Below are 17,733 nucleotides of genomic sequence, written 5' to 3'. Positions count from 1 at the left end.
GATTCTAAATTATAAAGAGAATGAAAGACCTAATACCAATGATTTAGCCGGGCTATACACGTTACTTGTCGTTCCTCCAAAATTTTGTTGGACGTTCATACCGCTTCTGCGAGAAAGCATCAAGAAGTTTTCACCACTCATGTATACCTGGGCATTATCAATTTTGAATTTAGTCAAAACCGACTTTGGTAACCGATATGCCAATGTCACCGTACGGATATTCATAAAACTTCCGTCAATTAACCAGCGATCCGACGCAGCATTAAAATCTGCCGTACGTCCATTATCCATACGAGGCACTTCGGTGATGTCACCTGGATTTTGCCAACGCTTCAAGATGTCTACGTGTTTGGCATTGTGGTATCCTGCACCCATTAAACCAGCATAAGCCCCATCGTAGATTTTACCACCGAGTTGGTACACCATTAATGCCGTTAATGAGAACCCTTTATAGCTTACTGACGTATTCACCGATCCTGTCAAATCTGGAATAGATGACCCATTATACCAGAAACGTGCATTCGCAATGTTATTCGTTAAGGTATCACCTGATGCCGTAATTCTTGAGTTAGAAGCTACATATGAAATCGCACGATATTCAGCTGCTCCCGTTTCTGGGTTTACGCCTTTATACTCACGTAACCAATAGTCATACAATGAACTCCCTTCTTTCAACTTTTTCGTGCCGTCGATGATCTCCTTGCTCTCTTTTGGCATTTTGGTGATTTGATTCTCTAAACGAGTCGCATTCAAATCAATGTGAAAATTGAAATCTTTCGTACGAATGACATCATAGCCTAACTGAAGCTCGATACCTTTGTTGTACATCGATCCAATGTTACGCGTCTCAGATCCAATACCCACAGAAAGTGGCAAAGGAACTGCAAAAATCAAGTTGGTGGACTGACGATTAAAATATTCAATCGTACCCGATAAACGGTTCTTGAACAAGCCAAACTCAACAGCTACGTCAAATGCCGTATTTGTTTCCCACTCCAATGACTTGCTACCTAACGAAGATTGCAAGATACCTGGCTCGGTAGCATTGTTCCAGCCCAAGGCATATAATGGCTGCCAAGCGTAGTTGCTGATACCACCATCATTACCTGTTTGACCCCAAGAACTTCTTAGTTTCAAGTTATCGATGAAGCTAAATTGCTTGATAAAATCTTCTTGATCTAAACGCCAAGCGGCTGATGCTGAGTAGAATGTACCCCAACGCTTATCTTGGTAAAACTTAGAAGATCCATCGCGTCGAGCGGAGAATGAAACAAAATATTTCGAATCATAATCGTAATTCAAACGAGAGAAGTAACCTTCTACGCGACGCATGTCATATTGTGATGTCAAGTTAGTCGTTGTCGTAAAGTTGATCAACTCATAATTTCCATCCAAAATTTGCTGCGAACGTGAACCATCTAAGCTGTTACTTACTAAGTTGTAGTTTTCATGACCTACTAAGGCATCCACATTGTGCTTTCCGAAGGTATGGTTGTATGTCAACAACTGTGACAAGTTGTAGTTCGTGATATTCTCAAACAAATTAGATGCACGACCTGCTGGCGCACCATCACCGATTTCTGGGTTACCAAAAACAATTGAGTTAGCGTTTGTAATATCCACACCTACGTTAGACGTAAATTTGAAATCTTTTAAGAACGTAACTTCTGCATACGTACGACCACCTAATAAGTTTCTACGGAAGAAGTTTTCGTTCAATTCCGTTTCAGCAACTACGTGCCGACCGCCATATTGTGGACGATTCGATAAACCTAATGCACTTAAGTTTCCGTAGTCATAGCGACGGCGGCCATCTTCAGTCGTTAAGAATGAACCTGGATTTTTAGGATCATACGCATATACGGGATAAATAGGCGCCATACCACGTGTAAAGAAGAATGGGTTAACAAATGAAGTTCCACCATCAGCCGTTGACTGATTCGATGTAGTGACCGTCGTATTCATGTTGGCCCCTACCTTAAACCATGAATTCATTTGGCTATTCACGTTTAAACGTGCGGTAAAACGATCATAATCGGATTTAATTTGATATCCTTTATCGTTCAAATAAGATACAGATAAGAAGTAATCGGTCTTGCCATTCGATCCTGAGAAATTCGCATTTACCTCATCACGGATACCTTGACGCATCACCGCTTTTTCCCAGTTTAAATCATCTGGGTTGTAGATCATTTGGGCAGATGGATTAAGTTTTCCGTCTGTACCTACTAATTGAGCAAAAGGTACATTGTATACGTTATAACCTGTTCCTACTATCGCACCTAGACCCGCTGAAGCAGTAGAACTTGCTGTTGCGATAGGCACAGGGTTAGCTGCGCGGTAAGCTAAGTTATTCCGGTTAGATTCCCACATCAGTGGGTAATAATCAGCAGCACCTACACGGTCGTACTCAGGCAGAGCGCGTGTGTTAAAACCTTTGGTGTATTTGATGTTAATTGAATTTTTACCGTTCAATCCTTTCTTGGTTGTAACCATGACCACACCATTCGCTGCACGCGCACCATATAGAGCGGTAGACGCTGCATCTTTCAAAACGGTAATGGACTGAATATCATCATTGTTTAGATTCGCAATACTCGCTGAGTAAGGAACACCGTCCACGACGTATAATGGATCATTCGAAGATGAAATCGAACCAAAACCACGAATACGTACGGCTGGAGATGAGCCTGGCTGGCCTCCTGTAGAAGTAGTCGTGACACCGGCTGCAATACCTTCTAAGGCTTGACCAATGTTGGTGATCGGACGAACACCTAATTTTTCTGCCCCAATAGAAGCAGAAGAACCTGTAAATGATGCCTTTTTAGACGTACCAAAGGTCGTAACGATAACCTCATCGAGTTGAGATGTGTTTGATTGAAGTGAAATGTTGACAACCGAACGGTTTCCAACGCGCACCTCTTGGGAAGCATAGCCTACTGAGCTAATGACAAGCACGGCTGTAGGCGAAACGCTCAGCTTAAATGCACCATCCGCATCGGTTGATGTCCCTTTCGTTGTCCCTTTAATAGCGATATTAACTCCAGGTAATGTAGAACCATCTTCCGTGGTTACCTTTCCTGAAATAGTACGATCTTGGGCCAGCAAGGGGACTAATGCCGTAAGCCACAAGAAAATACTGACTAGTAACGTTTTTTTCATAATGTCTTTAGTTTAAACAAATGATGAATGAAATAAAATTTGGCAAATATATGAAGACCAAATTTCTTAACAATTAATTAATATAAATTGTTTTTATCCCGATCATAAAAAAATAGGCGGCCATTTACGGGCCGCCTATTCAAACTATTTTTGAGATATCTTACTTACCGATACTAGGGTTTGTTTGAACCTCAACTAATGGAATACCAAAGATATAACGTGGATCAGATGGCTGAATGATTGCACCAGCACCGAATGAGTTTAAAGGCTCGCCACGACGTAATACATCATTAGCACGGAAACCTTCGCCCAAGAATTCGATACGACGCTCAGTCAAGATTGCACGAACCACTTCCGACTTAGTAGCCAAAGAAGGGAACTCATAAGCTGCGTCAGAGCGACCATGTACCGCGCGTAAAATCGCAGCTGCACGTGTTAAGCTCCCTGCCTCTGCTTCTGCTTCAGCTACGTTCAATAATACCTCAGCATAACGAATGTTCGGTACAAAATCCACAAATGGAGCCACGCCACTGAATTTAGTCAATGATGGCGCATTGGCAACGGCTGTTCTTGGAACAGTCATTTTTGTCTTACGATCATCATTTGCACCAAACTGTGCATTGTTGTAAATACCTGTAGGACCTGGATTTAACGTATATTCAACGTTACCTGCATTCCAGTAAAAACCTAATTGGTTTTGTGTTCCTGGCGCGTTAGTCGCATCCATCGGGAAAGAGAATACAGATTCCGTTGTTGTATAAGGAGCCTTAAATACATTACTAACATCCGCTTGTAGGGTATGAGCCACACGTGTTGTTGAACGGAATGGAGCTGCCGCAGTTACAATCTTGTTACCTTCTGTGATAACACCAGCGTAATCGCCCATCGCCAACATCACACGTGTTTTCAACGCTACAGCTGAATTCTTGTGTGCACGTGTTGTGTTCAATAAGGCAGTACTGTAAGAATCTGGTAATTCAGCTTCCGCTTCATTCAAATCCTTTAATACTTGAGCATATACTTGAGCTACCGTAGAACGAGCTAAATCATTATTAGCAGAAGAAGACTCTCCTTTTAAACGTAAAGGCAAACCTGCCGAAGCACCTTTGTCTAAAATATATGGCTTAGCGAAAAACTGAACCAAAGAGAAGTAAGTCAATGCACGCAAAAACTTAGCCTCACCACGGTAATTCGCAGCTAATGCTGGAGTAACCGCCGTTGGATTAGCCGTTAAACCCTCTAAAAACAAGTTGGCACGATTGATTGTCAAATACCCCTGAATCCAGAAGTTGGCCAAATACGAATCAGAAGGATCTTGATTTCCTTGATACGTACCGTAACCAGTTACACCATTTGTTGTCCGGTTAATCCACTCCTCGCCACGGATATCGTTATAAATCAAATAACGACCTCCAAATAAACTTCCGCTTTTCGCAGAACCATACAAGCCATTTACCTGAGAAAGTACACGTGCAGGCGTATTAAATACGGTTGCGTCCGATAAATCCAATTCAGGAACTGCGTTAAGGAATTCCTTATCGCATGAAGAAACAGTCAGCGCTAAAGCGACAGACAAAATTCCTATTTTATTTATGAATAATTTCATTTTATATCTGCGTTAAAATTATAGACCAATATTAATACCAAAAGTAAATGCACGTCCTTGTGGGATTGAGTTACGCTCAATACCTGAAGCCAAGTTCGAATCACCATTTGATGAAATTTCAGGGTCAACACCTAAGTAAGGAGTGAACAACAATAAGTTGTTTCCTTGTGCATAGACACGAATGGAAGTTACCCCGATAGATGTCAAATTCGCAGGGATTTTATAACCAAGTGTTGCTGTTTGCAAACGCAAGAAATCACCCTTTTGAAGATTGGCGTCAATCAAGAAAGCAGAACCATTCGAGATGTTATCGCCATAGATAGCACGAGGAATCTCTGTAATTTGACCTGGAGTCTTCCAAGAATCTAATACATCTACTGTGTTGTTCCAAACACGTTGGTCACGAAGACCCGCTTGAGAACCATTGTAAATGTAGTTACCTCCTGAGAATGTAAAGTTCAAGCCTAAATCAAATCCCTTGTAACGGAACGTATTGTTAAAACCACCATAGAATGTAGGCAAGGTATTACCCAAAACCTGCTGTTGGTTTGAAGGTGAAGAAGTAGGCTTACCATCTAAGGTTGTCCAAGCATTCGCTCCACCTAGGTGTAGATATTGAACTTTGGTTCCATCACGTGTTACGAAGATACGACGACCATTCTCTGGATTAACACCAGCAGTCTTTACCCCGTAAACTTGAGCTGCAGAATATCCAACGCGTGTAATATTCGTAGTTTCTAAACCTGAAGTAGCTGTCAAGATCGGCGTGTTTGCGTCAACCAATGAAGTAACCATGTTTTCGTTTGTCGCAAAGTTTACGTTAGTTGTCCAAACAAACCCATTGTTATCAATTGGCGTTGCCGTAATTGCTAATTCGTATCCTTTGTTGTACATCGAACCTACGTTCGCCAAGATTGAGTTTCCAGGAATACCTTTAGAAGGAGCTTGAGGAACGTTCAAAATCAAATTATCAATATCCTTATAGTAGTAGTTAGCTTCTACTTGAATACGATCATTTAAGAAACTTACGTCTAAACCAACGTTGGTTTGTGTAGATGTCTCCCATTTCAAGTTCTTGTTTCCAGCTTGGTTAAATGCCAACGTTGGCGCTGCACCATACAATCCAGAAGCAAATGTTGAATAAGAACCATATGCATTCGGCACGTTACCGTTACCTACTTTACCATAACTAGCTTTTAAACGCAAGTTTGTAAGCTTATTTCCTAAATTCATGTTTTTGAAGAATTTCTCCTCAGAAACAGTCCATCCTAAAGATGCTCCACCGAAATCACCCCAACGGTTTTCTGAAGATAAGGCAGAGTTACCATCCACACGGTAGTTTGCACTTAAGAAATATTTGTTGGCATAGCTATATGAGAAACTAGAAAAATAAGCTTCATACGCCACTTGCGCAATACCGTTACCAGCAGCTAAATTCGTTCCATAATTTCCTTGGAAATCAGTGAAGAAGAAATCAGCTAATCCTTGGCGTTGAGCACCCCAGTTTAACACACGTGTTTTCTGAACATCAGAACCTGCAATAACAGAGAAATTATGCTTCTCAGCCAATATTTTATTGTATTGCAAGGTGTTGATTAAGTTCCAGTTGTCTGAACGAGCCGTGTTGTTATAGGCATCACCACTTACTGACCAACCGTCACCATTGAATGGATTGAAGAAACGAATGTTCTCTGTATTACGACGATCCCAAGAATAACTTGTTTTCGCAGTTAAGCCTTCCGCTAAACGGAATTCAGCTCCTAAATTAGCAATCAAACGTGTATTCTCAGATGTAATGTTATCCAAGTCACGAACGACAGCCGGGTTAGGGAATTGTGCTGGTAATAAGTTATTCAAACGACCAATCGTATTGTTTTCCAAGTTGTAAGAACCATCTGGCAAACGCGCAGGCAAGTTAGGAACTTGCGCAACTGCGATACGACCTAAACCTGATGTATTAAATGCACCACCCGCATTTGAACCTGACATCGGAGCCTGGTTAAATGTGTTTGAGTAGTTAAAGTTTGCAGTCAATTTCAACCACTTCGTTGCTTGGTGATCCATGTTGAAACGACCTGAACGACGTTGGAACGTATTACTCTTCAAGAAACCATCTTGATCTGAATAACCAGCAGAGAAGTAATAATTTGTTTTATCCGTACCACCTGTGATTGATAAATTGTGGTTTTGAGAAATTGATGTTTGGTAAACTTCTTTGTACCAATCTGTATCAATTAAAGAACCATCCGCATTGTAAGATGGTAAAAAAGATTTGTTCTGTGCATTACGCTGTGAAGCAGCTACTGCATTTGGATTCAACGATAATGCATTCGCAATCGCGCCATTCTTGTGCAACATAAACTGCTCTGCATTCAAAACATCGGGAAGACGTACTGCTTCTGAAACACCAGCCCAAGAATCGATTGAAACTTTTGCTCTTCCTGACTTACCGCGCTTTGTTGTAATTAACAAAACACCCGCACCTGCACGAGATCCGTAGATTGCCGCTGAAGCCGCATCCTTTAAGATATCGATTGACTCAATGTCAGATGGGTTAATATCTGCCAACGGGTTATTCGTCGTTGAGTTAGCTGATACGTTATCTGTAGAAATTGGAATACCGTCAATAACAACTAAAGGAAACGAGCTCAATGAAAGTGAACTCAAACCACGAACACGAATTACTGGAGGGTTGTTCAACAAACCGTTCGGTTGTGTGATGTTAACACCGGCAGCTTGACCTGTCAAACCTTGAGAGAAAGATTGTACCGGACGCTCAGCGATTGAAGCAGCTTTTACAGATGACGCAGCACCTGTAAACTCTTGACGCTTTCTAGTCCCGTAACCAACAACAACTACCTCTGATAATTGTGTGTTGTCTACTTGAAGTTGTACATCGATAACTCCGCGAGTTCCAACTGCAACTGATTGCGAATTAAAACCTACGAATGAGAAGACTAATGAAGCTCCATCGTTTACTGAAATCTTGTAAGAACCGTCGGCAGCCGTTGTCGTTCCTTTAGAAGAACCTTTGGCGCTAACGCTTACGCCCGGAAGTCCACTTCCGTCCTCAGACGTCGTGACTTTACCGGTAACTTGCCTTGTTTGAGCGAATAATGTGCTTACTACAGCCATCATTAACACCCAGGAGAGTACTAGTTTTTTCATGTTGTTTAGTTTAATGAATGAAATTGAATCCGAAAATTAACATTGAAACTTCAAAATCCAACAAATTGTTAATAAATATTCTTTATTAACGTATTAATCCAATAGAAAATTTGGCAAAAACAAGGCGAACCCGGTATAGGTCACCTTAGCTACGATTAATAGAAATGAATAGCGAAACAAATTAAAACAACAAAGGCTGCCCTTAGAAAAGAACAGCCTTTGTGCATATGAGTTAACAAAATGTTTTATGGTCTTGTATCCCAGAATACTTTCGCCAACATGTTTGATTTTTGTTTGAAGTTGGTGTTCGCACTTACCTCCGAATCAGGATAGAACAAAGAACGAGGAATACCACCTGTCATGGCGGCAACGCTCGCGTCAACTGCTCTTAGCGCAGGATAACCAGTACGTCTCCAATCGTTCCAAGGCTCCACGGCAACACCATAATTCGCGACATACTTCTCCGTGATAATTTTTGCAATATTTCCTTCTAACGAAGTTGCATTCAAATTTCCTTGAGCAGCAATGTATGCATTTTGATCTGCTGCGCTAACACCCACAAGACTCAGAGATGCTCTAATTCCTTCTCTAAAGAAACCTTCAGCAGCACTAACACCTGCACCATAACGTAACGCATGTTCTGCACGGATGAAATTATATTCAGCAAATGTTAACAAACGAATCGGTGCAGCACCGGTATACGAATTATTATAAGCTGCTGCTGCAACAATAGCACCAGAAGCATTAACACTTGTAGCAGGAATGGCAGATTTCAAGTTACCTCTAAGGAATGTATGAACGCGAGAGAAAGCAAATGACTGGGCATCCACTGGACTTGCCCCTTTGTAGGTACCTGAACCGAATGGAAAATCAGTGAAGTAGAATGGTCTTCTCGGATCTGTTGTACCATTCATCATGTCTACAAGCGTCTTGTTCGGGAAAAACTGATCTGGTCTTGAAATCTCAAACTGATGGATTGAATTTTGAGACGAAACAGCATCTACAAAGTTCATTTGGAAATTATCGGCATTTGAACTTAAGAAGATCGCGTTGCTAGAAACAAGGGCATCCATTTTTGTTTTAGCAAAAGTTGGATCTTTTGCCGTGTAATGTAAAAACAAACGCAGTTTCAAGGTATTTGCTAAACGCTCCCATCGCGTACGGTTACCCAAAAATATCGTCTCATCATTACCTGGACTTAAAGCAGACGTAGTTGCCTTCACATCAGCGATACCTTGATCAATTAATTCAATGACTTTGGTATAAATAACTTCATCATCATCAAGCTTCGGCTGATTAATCTCAGGTGATTTAAACGCTTCCGAATAAGGTAAGTCTCCCCACATATCGACTGCCTGAGAATAAACGTATGCCTTTAAAATACGGGCAACTCCACGGTAGTGTGGGCTTTTCTCACTGTTGGCAATGATATATTCGATATCTGCCAACTGGCCAGCAAATAAAGACGCGTATAAATTATTTACGTCTGTAGGCTGAATTAAATATCTAGCATATTCACGTGATTGCGTACCTGCCGCTCCTTGCCCAGCAAATTGCTGCGCAATCAGGGAAGTAAAACGATGCATATCGCTACCACCTCTAAAACCTACGTTAACGGTTACACTCGTTAGCACTTGAGAGATGGGCGCGGAAGTTGGCGAGTTAGGACTAACATTGATGTCCAAATAACTGTCGCAAGAGCTCGTAACCACAAAAACAGCGGCTACCAAACTCATTGATATATATCTGATAATTTTCATATTCTTATTAATATTTATGATTAAAAAGTAGCTCGTAAGAAGAAACCATAATTTCTGGTTTGAGGTAAACCATTTGCTTCAAAACCTTGTGAATTTGTCACACCTGTTGCATTGGTCTCTGGATCGAAATGAGGGAAATTTGGTGCATACAACCATAGATTCCGTCCATTTACGCCTAACTCCATTTTACCTATTGGCGTCTTAGCTAATACTTTACTTGGCACCGTGTAGGAAATAGAAGCCTCACGTAGTCTTAACCATGAACCATCGAATACATAAGACTCTCCCGTACCAAAGTTGTAGATATTACTCCAGTAATCTTGCGCAGAAACAGGAGTTGTATTTGGCTGACCGTTAGCCAATGTCCCTTCAATAACGTAAGGTTTAGCTACGTCACCCGTCGCAGTTAATCGAGCAAACTCAGCTGTTTCTTTCGCTGTACCACTACGATACAAGTCACCGATATTACGAGAATACACATCGCCACCTTTCCGGATATCCAATAAGAAATTGAAATTGAAATTTTTGTAACGGATATTGTTGGTGATACCAGCTGTCCAATCCGGGTTGGTATTTCCGATTGCTCCTTGCAATGGGCTCAACGACGTTAAACCATTCGCGCCAATTAATTTCTTACCATCTGAAGCTCTGTTAAATACCGAACCAAACAATAAACCATACGGTTGGCCTGCATATAAACGTGTTCCTGGCGTAGTAAATCCTCCTAGTTGGATAAATTCAACCCCTTTTGCTAACGATTCAACAATTGGATCTAATGTGGTAAAGTTAGCTGAGATATCCCATGAACCTTTACTTGTTTGCAATGGAGTAGCTGTAATTAACAATTCAAATCCTTTTTGCTTCAATGAACCAGCATTTCTGTTCTGTGAAGTAAAACCAGTAGATGGACCTACCGGCACAGCAAAGATCAAGTCTGTCGACAAGGTGTTGAAATAATTCATTTCAATACCAACTCTGTTCTTGAAGAATTTCGCCTCTAATCCAATTTCTCTTGAAGTCGTAAACTCAGGTCCCAAGTTCGGGTCAGCCTGCGTGTTGCTCAATGTACGTCCACCCAAGTTATTGTAAGGGAAGTTGATTACAGGACCGAAACCATCACTAGCTCCTGCTAAAAGGAATAATGTGTTGGTTGCATACGTACCTGCCTCTTTACCTACTTTAGCATAGTTTCCAGATAATTTCAAGAAACTCAATGCCGTTGACTTTAATGCAGGGAATGCCTCCGTGGCAATAAAGCTACCTGCGATAGATGGGTAGAAATATGAGTTCTGACCCGCACCAAACGTAGAAGAATAATCATTTCTACCTGTAAAGCTAAGGTTAGCATAACCTTTGTAGCTAAAGTTAAACTCTCCGAATACACCAACTAATCTTCTGTTTGCTGATTGATTAAATGCAGTTACCACCGAAGCATTGGAAATATTCTTTAGATCTCTAATCGCTAAGTTTCTACCTGTTGTACTCGTGTACGTGGATCTACTTTCAACGATCTCATTACCGATATTAAAGTCCAACTTCAAATCATCCGTAATATTTTTATTACCAATAATCTGGAAATAGGAGTTCATATCTCTTGAAGTCAATGAACTATTCGCAATACCACCCGTACCGCCAGCAGATGTATTTGCACCACCGCGTGCACCAATCTGGTCATAACCTACAGTGCCATAAGCAGAGGCGTCAACACCTAATCGATAATTAACCGCTAACCAAGGCTTTAGGTAATATTTCAAGGCAACATTACCGATTACACGATCCAACTCATCTGTGAACGTGTTATTTTTCAATGTCCAGTATGGGTTATCTGTGTTATCAAAAAATACTTGATTACCTGTGGCAGGATCTTCGAATGGAATTCCTGATAAATCATAGTTTCTTGGCATAAACCATGATCTAAAGAACGGGTTCGAAAGTTGGTTACCAATTTGTGATCTTTCAGAAACTGAAGTAATGTATTGCGCAGAAACACTAGCAGATAGTTTCTCCGAAACCTGTGAATTAGCATTCAAGGTAAAGTTGTTTCTATTGAGGGAATTACTACTTAAAATACCCGTTTCTTGAAGATTTCCGTATGAGAATCTAAATGCTGACTTATCCGTTCCACCTTGGAAACTAAGGTTATTCTGCATATTAATACCTTGTTGGAAAATATCTGACACGTTATTTGGGTAAGCTGTTAAATTCTCTTGCTTTCCAAAAGCGTTCGTTACAGCTTGACCTGCTATTTTAGGTCCCCAGGATAGGTTATTGATCGGATTATATCTTCCTAATGATCCTTGTGCATATTCATTTTGATAATCAGGTAATCTATTTACCTCAACGATGTTATATGAAGAGTTAAAAACTACGCTATTTTTCTGACCCGTCTTACCTTTTTTCGTGGTAATCAAGATCGCTCCATTGGCCGCTCTTGAACCATAAAGTGCAGCTGCTGCTGGACCTTTCAGAATCGACATGTTCTCAATATCTTCTTGGTTAATGTCAATCGCTCTATTCGAGTTAGACACACCGTTTTGCAATGCGTTAGAACCTCCACCGTTGTCGATCGGCACACCATCCACCACAAATAAGGGTTGGTTCGATCCCGTAAACGTCGTAAAACCACGAATAAAAATAGCAGTGGATGATCCCACCATACCATTTGACGAAGCAATACGCACACCGGCTACCTTCGCAGCAAGTGCATTCACAGGGTTCGTTGTTCTACCTACCGTCAATTGCTCGTTCGTAATCGTTGATGTTGCGTAACCTAACGATTTCTTATCTCGTAGGACTCCACCCGCTGTTACGACAACCTCATTGAGTAATTTGGAGTCTACCTCTAAAATTACGTTAAGTGAATTCGCGTTACCTACAGGAATCGTTTTATTGAGGAAACCTACAGAAGAGAATACTAACGAAGCACCATTTCCTACAGAAATTTTGTAGGTTCCATCTGCAGACGTCGTTGTTCCTGTCGTTGTACCTTTGATGCTGACACTGACACCCGGAATTGTACTCCCATCCTCAGATGAAGTGACTTTACCGGTAACTGGCCTTGATTGAGCGAATAATGTGCTGACTACAGTCATTATTAACACCCAGGAGAGTACTAGTTTTTTCATGTTGTTTAGTTTAATGAATATTGATTCGAAAATTAGTATTCATACGCCAAAACCCCATGTATTATCAATAAATCTTCTTTATAAGCTCCATAAAAAAATATTATTTGGCAAAAAAAGGGCGACCCAATGGATCGCCCTTTCTACACCCTAACAAAAAATATGTTAATTCTTATCCCAAAACAACTTTGTTGTCACCACGTCACCACCGATTGCCGAAGCAGCCGCTGTATAACTAGCACCATTTAAAGTTTGCTCTGTAGATGGATATGATAAACGAGTTGGGAAACCCGATTTCGCATTAATAGGTGTTGCAATTTTCGGTTGGTCCAAACGACGAATCTCTACCCAACCCTCATACGGACGATTGTAAAGTGCGATCCACTTTTGCGTACCAATCTTTTGCTTCCAATCTCCAGCAGCTGTCGCATAGGCTACATCTGTTTGAGCTAAATAAGCAGCTGCATCAGCAGCAGTTCCACCCCAATAAAGAATAGAAGCTGTAATTGCGTTATTGTAATGTGATTCGGCTGAACCCGCTACGCTAAATCCTCTTTCTTTTGCCTCAGCACGTAAAAACTCAGTTTCTACGTAATCCGCTAATATATATGGAGAAGCAGCTTCGATAACTTTTGCACCGGCACGAGAAAAATCAACGAATGTATTCGATTTTCCTACAATACCACCTGCGTAGTTACCCGCGTTATTCTTCGAAAAGAAAGCAGCTTTACGCGGATCATTCCATCCAATCAACTTATCCATCAAATCTTTCGCAGCAATGTAATCTTGACGACCACCCGTTACGATATCCACAAATAAAGGATTTTGATTTGGTGAAGAAGAAAGGAATGTAAACAAACCATTATCAGCTGCAGCAGAAATAGCACCCGCATCAGAAGACTCAGCAGCTGTTTTCGCAGCCGCAGCATCTACATCCACTAAGACCATACCAAGTTTAAAACGTAGCGTATTTGCGAACTTTATCCATTTCGCAGCAGATCCTTTGTAAACTAAATCTTCAGTTGCTGTGAAACTATTTGCAGTTGGGTTGATTTTGGCAATATCAGCATTCAAACGAGCCAATAAATCAGCAGAGATCGTTTTAGCATCATCATATTTAGGAAACAAAATAGCCGAATTAATCGACTCTTTGTAAGGAACATTTCCGAACGTATTCACGAGAACACTGTAGGCATACACTTCCATAATATCCAAAATCGCAATTTTATTCGCCTTTTCAGCAGGAGCAAGTGAAGCATCTGCATTGATCAAACGAGCAGACTCACGTAAATCCGCGATTACATCACGGTACATCGTCGTCCACCAGCCATTTGGAATGGCACGCGTATTGAAATCATATTGAGCTTCATCTTGGTATACAGCCATCGCCCAATGCGAAACTGTAAAACGGAATACGTTCGTATTCACACTAGCAGATGCCAACGAGTTCGCTAGGGTCTTCGTAGCATTCGAAAATAAAGTAGGTGCAGGAACTGCTGCAGGCCTCTTTGTCTCAACATTTAGTTGAGCTAAGTCACTTGTACAAGCTGTAAATAAAACCAACAGCGGTACAAAAACGATTAATATTCTTTTCATCAGTATAAATTTTTGGGATGATTAAAACAACAACTTGACGTTAAGTCCGATAGAACGTGTCGTTGGATATGCTCCAGACTGGTATCCTTGCACGTTACCAGCAGATAAATTTTCTTCTGGATCAGCATAAGGAACTGATTTCTGAATTATCCAAAGGTTACGTCCGAACACAGATACGTCTACTCCTTTAACTCCACCTAATTTACGTACAATCGAGTTTGGCAAAGCGTAAACTAAGTTTGCTTCTCTCAACTTAACATAACCGGCATCGTAAACGAAAGCCGCCGCTGGATTGTATGCATAGCCATATGTACCGTAATCATTCTCCACACGAATTGTGTTTTTAGAACCGTCGGCTAACACACCTGGCATAATCACACCACCACCTTCGGCAATTGAATTACGTGAAGGGTTTCCTTTGTCGTTTAAAGCTGCAGATTCAACTAACACACCTGTAGCCGCACCGTAATACTGATCCAATGAGAATACAGAACCACCTTTCTTAATATCAATCAAGAAATTAAACGTTATGTTTTTATAACGGACCGAATTATTCAAACCACCAATCCAATCTGGATTAACATTACCAATGTTATTCGTAGTTGTCGTAGTCATGTCATAACGTCCATTAGATTTCACTAATTTCTCGCCATTCACAAACTTCCAAGTTCTTCCTTGCAAAATACCGTAAGGTTGTCCTACGGTAGCGTTCAATGAAACACCACCTTGGAATGTTGCCAACTGTAAATTTTGGCTATTATTGTAAAGACTCAACACCATGCTTCTATTGCGCGTAAAGTTAACATTCAAATTCCATGAGAAATCTGCTGTTTTAATTGGATTTGCAAAGATGCTTAACTCAAAACCTTTGTTCTCAATGTTACCCGCATTTACATACGTTGATGAGAAACCAGTAGAAGAAGTTACCGAAGCTGGCATAATTTGATCTAAGGTATTTGTTTGATAATATGTCAAATCAAATCCAATACGATTTTGCATAAAAGCCATTTCCAAACCTATCTCTTTCGATTGAGTTTGCTCAGGCTTCAATGTAGGGTTATTTTGTGTCGATGGAGCTGAGAACAAGATCGTTGAACCAAACGGTGCTGGTTGATCATACACGTTCTTAATGGCACCCCAAGGAGCATCATTACCCACCGTTGCATAGTTAACACGCAACTTACCAGATGTCAACCAAGGAAGATCCGTGAAATGCTCAGAGAAATTCCAGCTAGCAGCTCCTGAATAATAAAGGTACTTGTTGGCATCCACCGGCAACGTCGAAGACTGATCTTGACGAATTGTTCCATCAAAGTTCAAGAAATTCTTGTAAGACAATGTAACACCAGCAAATACACCAAATACTTCACGCGGCGTAAATGACTCAGATGGAGCAGCTACCGTACCTTTTGAGTTAGCAACTGAATACAAACCTGGAACAATCAAACCACCATTTGTCGCTGCAAAGATTGAACGAGCATATGATTGACGTAAGTTCAAACCAGCTAACGCCTTCAAGTTCACATCTTTGATGATGTTTTTGTCGAAGTTGGCTAATAAGTCGTAGTTAGTTTCATTAAACGTACGATCGAAACGGCTATATGAAGCAGCCCCTTGAGAACCTACTGCAGTACGCTCCTCTTGGAATTCATTGTATGTATCTACCGTAACACGACCCATGAAATTCAAGTAATCAGTTGCTTTGTAGTTTAACATTGCATTACCAAAAATACGTGTACGCGTATCATTTTGATAGTTTTGATAACGAATCCAGTAGTAGTTATCTGTGTAGATAGGCTTCAAACCAGCAGCTGAAGATGGATCAGCCCAGTTCCAAGTAACGTTTTGACTGTTACGAAAGTACGCTGTTTTTTGATCTTGAATATCTACGTTGGTTTGATACCACTGACGGAAATTTTGATTTACGTTCAAGCCACTATAACCTGTACCGTAACGTCCTTTACCATCTACAATCGAGAAATTTGCTGAAGCCGAAGCTGTCAATTTGCTAGAAACATTATACGAACCACCCAAATTCATGATATTCTTCGTCACGTTCGAGTTTGGTAAAGTACCACGCTCTTCGTTACGCGTAAATCCTAATTTAAAGGTTCCTTTATCTGTAGCACCATCTAATTGAATAGCTGTGTTGTTCGAAATAGCCGTCTCATAGAATGTTTCTGGCGTATTTTTCGCAGCAGCCCATGGGCTTGTTTTCATGTAGTTTGGTCCTGCTGGATCAAATGAATCCCACGTGTAAACTGGGCGATTGTCAAATTTAACTCCATAAGAAGCATCTTCCGCTGTAGGAACGACATAATCATCCTTTCCATCACCATTGGCATCAAAATACAAGAAACCATCTTTTTGATACGGATCAGAATAACCTGCACCGTACCCATTTTGGTATTTCGCAAACGTAGATTTATCAATTGTTCCTACTGTTAAGCCCGTATTAATTGTAATACCTAGACCTTTTTTCGCTTTTTTCGTTTGGATCATGATTACACCATTCGAAGCACGAGAACCGTAAAGCGCAGTTGCCGCAGCACCTTTCAATACAGTCATTGACTCAATGTCATCTGGGTTGATATCTGCCGCAGCATTACCATAATCATATCCACCACGACCCGTTGTTTGGTTACCCGAATTTTTATTCGAGTTATCGATAGGCACACCGTCAACGACAAATAACGCTTGGTTATTCCCAGTTAAAGATTTAGTACCACGAATAACGACGTTAGTTGAACCACCAATCGAGTTACCTTGTGTGATCTGTAAACCAGCTACTTTACCAGAAAGAGCTTGGAACGCATTTCCTGAACGCACACGTGTTAACTCATCTCCTTTAATTTGCTGGGCAGCATAAGGTAATGAATTCTTCGTACGCGTTAGGCCTAATGCCGTTACCACAACTTCGTTAAGTTCAGACGCATCCGTTACTAAAACAACGTTAATTGCAGTTTGACTACCTGCTGAAATTGTTTGTTGCTTGTATCCAACAAAACCGAATACTAAAACAGCACCGTCGCCTACTGAAATCTTATAAGATCCATCGGCGCCAGTCGTTGTACCACGAGCGGTACCTTTTAGGCTAACACTAACGCCGGGTAGCGCTGTGCCATCCTCAGATGAAGTAACTTGACCAGTTACCTGTCTCACTGAAACTGAGTTTTGAGCAAATAATGAACTGAACGCAGTCATTACCATTACCCAAATGAGTAAGAGTTTTTTCATGTTGATTAGTTTAATTAATGAAAAAGATAAATAAAATTTATGCAAATTAGGAAAATATCTTTTGTGACCAAAGAAAATTGCG

General features: G+C 40.8%; 7 protein-coding genes. All 7 read right to left on the bottom strand.

The window, feature by feature from the left end; all coding sequences use genetic code 11:
- Positions 1-9: 9 nt before the first annotated feature.
- The 7 genes from ACIQ6T_RS04645 to ACIQ6T_RS04615 all read right to left on the bottom strand — a co-directional run bounded on the left by ACIQ6T_RS04645 (position 10) and on the right by ACIQ6T_RS04615 (position 17,651).
- Positions 10-3,162: a SusC/RagA family TonB-linked outer membrane protein gene (locus ACIQ6T_RS04645; RefSeq protein ID WP_395784730.1), complete on the bottom strand. Its 3,153-nt coding sequence runs from the start codon at positions 3,160-3,162 to the stop codon at positions 10-12.
- Positions 3,163-3,322: 160 nt separating this feature from the next.
- Positions 3,323-4,768 carry a RagB/SusD family nutrient uptake outer membrane protein gene (locus ACIQ6T_RS04640; RefSeq protein WP_395784728.1) on the bottom strand — a complete coding sequence of 482 codons (1,446 nt, stop codon included), beginning with the start codon at positions 4,766-4,768 and terminating at the stop codon, positions 3,323-3,325.
- An 18-nt stretch (positions 4,769-4,786) separates the two neighbouring features.
- Positions 4,787-7,936: a SusC/RagA family TonB-linked outer membrane protein gene (locus tag ACIQ6T_RS04635; protein ID WP_395784726.1), complete on the bottom strand. Its 3,150-nt coding sequence runs from the start codon at positions 7,934-7,936 to the stop codon at positions 4,787-4,789.
- Positions 7,937-8,181: 245 nt separating this feature from the next.
- Positions 8,182-9,696 (bottom strand): SusD/RagB family nutrient-binding outer membrane lipoprotein, encoded by a 1,515-nt coding sequence (locus tag ACIQ6T_RS04630; protein WP_395784724.1) that lies wholly within the window; start codon positions 9,694-9,696, stop codon positions 8,182-8,184.
- A gap of 20 nt (positions 9,697-9,716) precedes the next feature.
- Entirely contained in the window at positions 9,717-12,821 is a 3,105-nt protein-coding gene (locus ACIQ6T_RS04625; RefSeq protein WP_395784722.1) for a SusC/RagA family TonB-linked outer membrane protein, read from the bottom strand.
- Between the two features lie 162 nt (positions 12,822-12,983).
- The gene (locus tag ACIQ6T_RS04620; RefSeq protein ID WP_395784720.1) at positions 12,984-14,414 is read right to left on the bottom strand and encodes a SusD/RagB family nutrient-binding outer membrane lipoprotein; all 1,431 of its coding nucleotides are present in this window, start codon (positions 14,412-14,414) and stop codon (positions 12,984-12,986) included.
- 21 nt (positions 14,415-14,435) lie between these two features.
- The gene (locus tag ACIQ6T_RS04615) at positions 14,436-17,651 is read right to left on the bottom strand and encodes a SusC/RagA family TonB-linked outer membrane protein (RefSeq protein WP_395784718.1); all 3,216 of its coding nucleotides are present in this window, start codon (positions 17,649-17,651) and stop codon (positions 14,436-14,438) included.
- Between the last annotated feature and the right edge of the window lie 82 nt (positions 17,652-17,733).

The sequence above is a fragment of the Aquirufa sp. genome, from assembly GCF_044377215.1.
Lineage (GTDB): Bacteria > Bacteroidota > Bacteroidia > Cytophagales > Spirosomataceae > Aquirufa.
Note: the sequence above shows the minus strand (reverse complement) of the source record. Positions and strands in the feature narration are given on the sequence as shown.

Bases quoted from the DNA above. Each gene is read 5' to 3' on its own strand.
- ACIQ6T_RS04645 (WP_395784730.1), bottom strand. From the start codon at position 3,162: ATGAAAAAAACGTTACTAGTCAGTATTTTCTTGTGGCTTACGGCATTA.
- ACIQ6T_RS04640 (WP_395784728.1), bottom strand. From the start codon at position 4,768: ATGAAATTATTCATAAATAAAATAGGAATTTTGTCTGTCGCTTTAGCG.
- ACIQ6T_RS04635 (WP_395784726.1), bottom strand. From the start codon at position 7,936: ATGAAAAAACTAGTACTCTCCTGGGTGTTAATGATGGCTGTAGTAAGC.
- ACIQ6T_RS04630 (WP_395784724.1), bottom strand. From the start codon at position 9,696: ATGAAAATTATCAGATATATATCAATGAGTTTGGTAGCCGCTGTTTTT.
- ACIQ6T_RS04625 (WP_395784722.1), bottom strand. From the start codon at position 12,821: ATGAAAAAACTAGTACTCTCCTGGGTGTTAATAATGACTGTAGTCAGC.
- ACIQ6T_RS04620 (WP_395784720.1), bottom strand. From the start codon at position 14,414: ATGAAAAGAATATTAATCGTTTTTGTACCGCTGTTGGTTTTATTTACA.
- ACIQ6T_RS04615 (WP_395784718.1), bottom strand. From the start codon at position 17,651: ATGAAAAAACTCTTACTCATTTGGGTAATGGTAATGACTGCGTTCAGT.